We start from the raw sequence: 3,122 nt of genomic DNA on the forward strand, positions 1-3,122 counted from the left end.
CACCAGTGCCGTGCCGGTGCTGGGGGGCTGGGTAGAGGGGGCGTGGTAAGCGGGCGTGTGGCTGGGCTCGTCGTCCTCATCATCAAACAGGGCGCCGGTGGCAGGGTGCTGCCATAAAACGGGTCTGTGGCGGGGGCTGCCTGTGGGGTGTAGGCCGCTGTGGTGTGGCTGGTGGGCGCGGGGGACTGGGGTTTGTGGCTGGCGTAGTAACGCACAAACCGTGTACCCAGCCGGCCGGGAATGCGCACGACAAATACGAATGCCCGCCAGATGGCAAACCATTCGCTCCGGCGCAGGCCTGTACCCAGCGCTAACAGAAGCACCGCAAGCAACCCGCCCAGAAGCCAGATGACCATACCTCCCGCCGGGCCGATTGCGGCCATGCCAGCGGAGATGGATGTCTGGGCGATAGAATGGCCAACTCCCCCGCCAATGCCCGCCTGTGTCGGCCATTCAGGTGCAGGCAATGCGGTAAAGAGCAGCGGAATGGCCGCCAGCAATGCGCCAGAAACCGGGAGCAGGCACATAATGGCGGCCACCCGCATGCCAAAGGTCATCCATGTTTCGTGGCCAAGCAGGCGGTGGCTCATAAAGCGCCACCCCCACGCCATAAGGATCAGCGCTGGCAAGGTGGCCCCAAGCCCGATTCCCTGGAGCAGCGTGTCCGCAATCAGCGCGCCCGTTGTGCCCAGCAGGTTGGTGGGGGGCTGGTTTGTGGCGGTGTTAAAGGATGGATCGGTCGGGTTATAGGTCAGCAGGGCCGCCAGCAGGGCACAGGCCAGCAGGCAGAGTCCAACGCCCCCTCCTTCTTCCATGCGTAAACGCAGGCCGCTTTTGTGGGGAGTGGGGGAAGAGCTGGTATTTAAAGGGCTTGTGCGCGCCAAGGGTGCCGGTCCTGACTCCAGAGGCCGCGCTCTGCTCCCCGCCGTGGGCAGGAATCGTGCGCGGGTGGTTGTAAAGGTGACTGTTTCCTTCTTAGCAGCCCTGTCACGTATTGCGAACCGCATCCTTTGCACAAGATCGCGGGGAGGTGGAATGGCCCGCACCGGTGTGGCAGGGCCTGTCCAGTGCGTGGTGGACATAGGGGTGTGGAGTGTGTGTCGCTTGTTCCGCTGCCGGGATCGACAATATAAGGGGGCAGCAGGGTAGGAGCACCCGACGCGGTGGGGGCATGTGTTCCGGTCCCAGACAGTGGCGTACGTATGGTGTGCGGGGGCAGGCTGTTGGGTCAGACCGCTTTTTGTTTATTTTCCGCTCCGGAGTATGCCGAGTAGATGGATGCAAGTAATTTGACCGACGTGTTTCAGTCCATGCTCTCGTCTTCTGCCCTGCGGCATATGTCCGCACCCTGCTCCGTTATGCAACATCCAGATTTTGAGCGTCCTGTCTGCGTGCAGCCCGATGGGGCGGTTCTGTGCGGGCCGCAGCCGCTGGGGCCTGTACAGGCATGGTTTTTCGCGCGTCTGGCGCTGGAGGTGTCGGCTCTTGTCCGTGCGTTGCCGCATGGCATGGCGCACGGCGCTACGTGTGCGTCCCCTGTTGGTGCTGGGGTGGATACGCAGGCCCGGCACAGGGCACGCCTGCTGCTGGCCGCGGCACGGGTTACAGCCTGCGCATGGTCAGCACAGCCGTGGCATGCAGCATCACCCCGTCCGCAGGACGTGCCCGAGGCCATGCCATGTACATGGGGGGCGGCCATGGCCGGGTCTGCCGTGCCTTCTGCCCCCCAGCTTGCGCAATGTGTGGTGGATATGGCGTGTTATGTAGCCCCCGCCTTGCGCCCGGATGCGGTGGACGCGCAGGACCTGCACAACTGGGCATGCTCGGTCTGGCCGATGGTGCAGCCAGCGGAATGGCTGGTTGTGCAAGGTGGGGACGAACGGCTGGACCCCGCGCGGCAAACCGGCCTCAACCGTTATGGTTGTCAGCCTTTCCCCCGGTATGGAGAGCTTGATTTTTCCTCCTCCACGGCGTCCTCCCCCACATTGCCAGCAGCGCGGGCCATCCACCAGGCTGCGGCCCGGCTGACCCGCCTTGCGGTGGAAGGGCAGGTGGGGGGGGAGGCCGTGGAGCAGATCAAGGCGTTCTTGGCCTCTTTTTACCAACTGGATGGGGCCGGGCGGGTTGTGCTGGCCCCATCGGGGACCGACTGCGCTCTGGCGGCTACGGCGCTTATGGGCATGACCAGTGCCCGGTTGACCACCCTGCTGCCCGGTGTGGAGGAAACCGGTAGCGGAGTGCCGCTGGCCACATGTGGCCGCCACTTTGCCAGCCGCACCGCACGGGGGCAGGCCGTGCACAAAGGCACATTGCTGGAGGGCTTTGCCCCCGATGCGCAGCATGTCGCCCTGCCGCTGCGTGGCCGTGGTGGGGCACGGATATCTGATGATGCGCTGTTTGCGGACTGCGCACACCAGATTACCCGTGCCATGCAGGATGGGCGGCGTGTTCTGCTGTATGTGCTGCATGTCTCCAAAACCGGGCAGCTTGTCCTGCCTGCCAGCAAAGTGCAGGCTTTGTGTGCGCTGTACCCGACAGGGGTGGATGTGCTGGTGGATGCCTGCCAGTCCCGCCTGCGCCCCGAATCCGTGCGCCAGTATGTGCAGTGGGGGTGGGCGGTTATGGTGACCGGCTCCAAGTTCTTTACCGGCCCCCCGTTTAGTGGTGCGCTGCTCCTGCCTGATGGCTGGCTGGACCGCCTGCGCCATAACAGCCTGCCCGCAGGTCTTGCGGCATATGCCACACGGGCCGAATGGCCGGACCTACCCGCAACACGCACCTGCCAGCGGGGCTGAACGCGGGGCTGTTCCTGCGCTGGAGCGGCGCGCAGGCTGAAATGGCGGCATTTGCGGCTGTGCCAGATGCACAAAAATATACCCGCCTGCACCAGTTTGTGGTGGAGGCAAAGGCAGCCCTGCTGGCCTGCCCGCTGGTGCGGCTCCTGCCATCTGTCCCCCTACCTGCCCAGCCGGGGGTATGGGACAGCCTTCCAAGTATTGTAGCGTTTGTGGTGTTGCTGGATGGGCGCGCACTGGACCTTGGGCAGGCAAAGCGCCTGCACGGCTGGCTGCTGGCCGACCTGAGTGCCGACCTGCCCGTGGGCCTGCCTGCTGCGGAGCGGG

Annotated in this window: 2 protein-coding genes and 1 pseudogene; 2 read left to right on the forward strand and 1 reads right to left on the reverse strand. The window is 64.8% G+C overall.

Going from position 1 to position 3,122, the window contains the following annotated elements; genetic code table 11:
- On the reverse strand, positions 1 to 884 hold an 884-nt coding region (locus JCM25146_RS20205; RefSeq protein WP_242401200.1), incomplete at its 3' end, for a DNA translocase FtsK 4TM domain-containing protein.
- Between the two features lie 405 nt (positions 885 to 1,289).
- On the opposite strand from JCM25146_RS20205, the gene JCM25146_RS21005 reads away from it, so the two are divergent.
- Both JCM25146_RS21005 and JCM25146_RS21010 read left to right on the forward strand, forming a co-directional pair.
- Positions 1,290 to 2,795 carry a hypothetical protein gene (locus tag JCM25146_RS21005; protein WP_148299129.1) on the forward strand — a complete coding sequence of 502 codons (1,506 nt, stop codon included), beginning with the start codon at positions 1,290 to 1,292 and terminating at the stop codon, positions 2,793 to 2,795.
- Positions 2,753 to 3,122, forward strand: a pseudogene (locus JCM25146_RS21010) (hypothetical protein); the annotation flags it as partial. The gene JCM25146_RS21005 and the pseudogene JCM25146_RS21010, both read left to right, overlap by 43 nt.

The organism is Acetobacter okinawensis JCM 25146, from assembly GCF_000613865.1.
GTDB classification, from domain to species: domain Bacteria; phylum Pseudomonadota; class Alphaproteobacteria; order Acetobacterales; family Acetobacteraceae; genus Acetobacter; species Acetobacter okinawensis.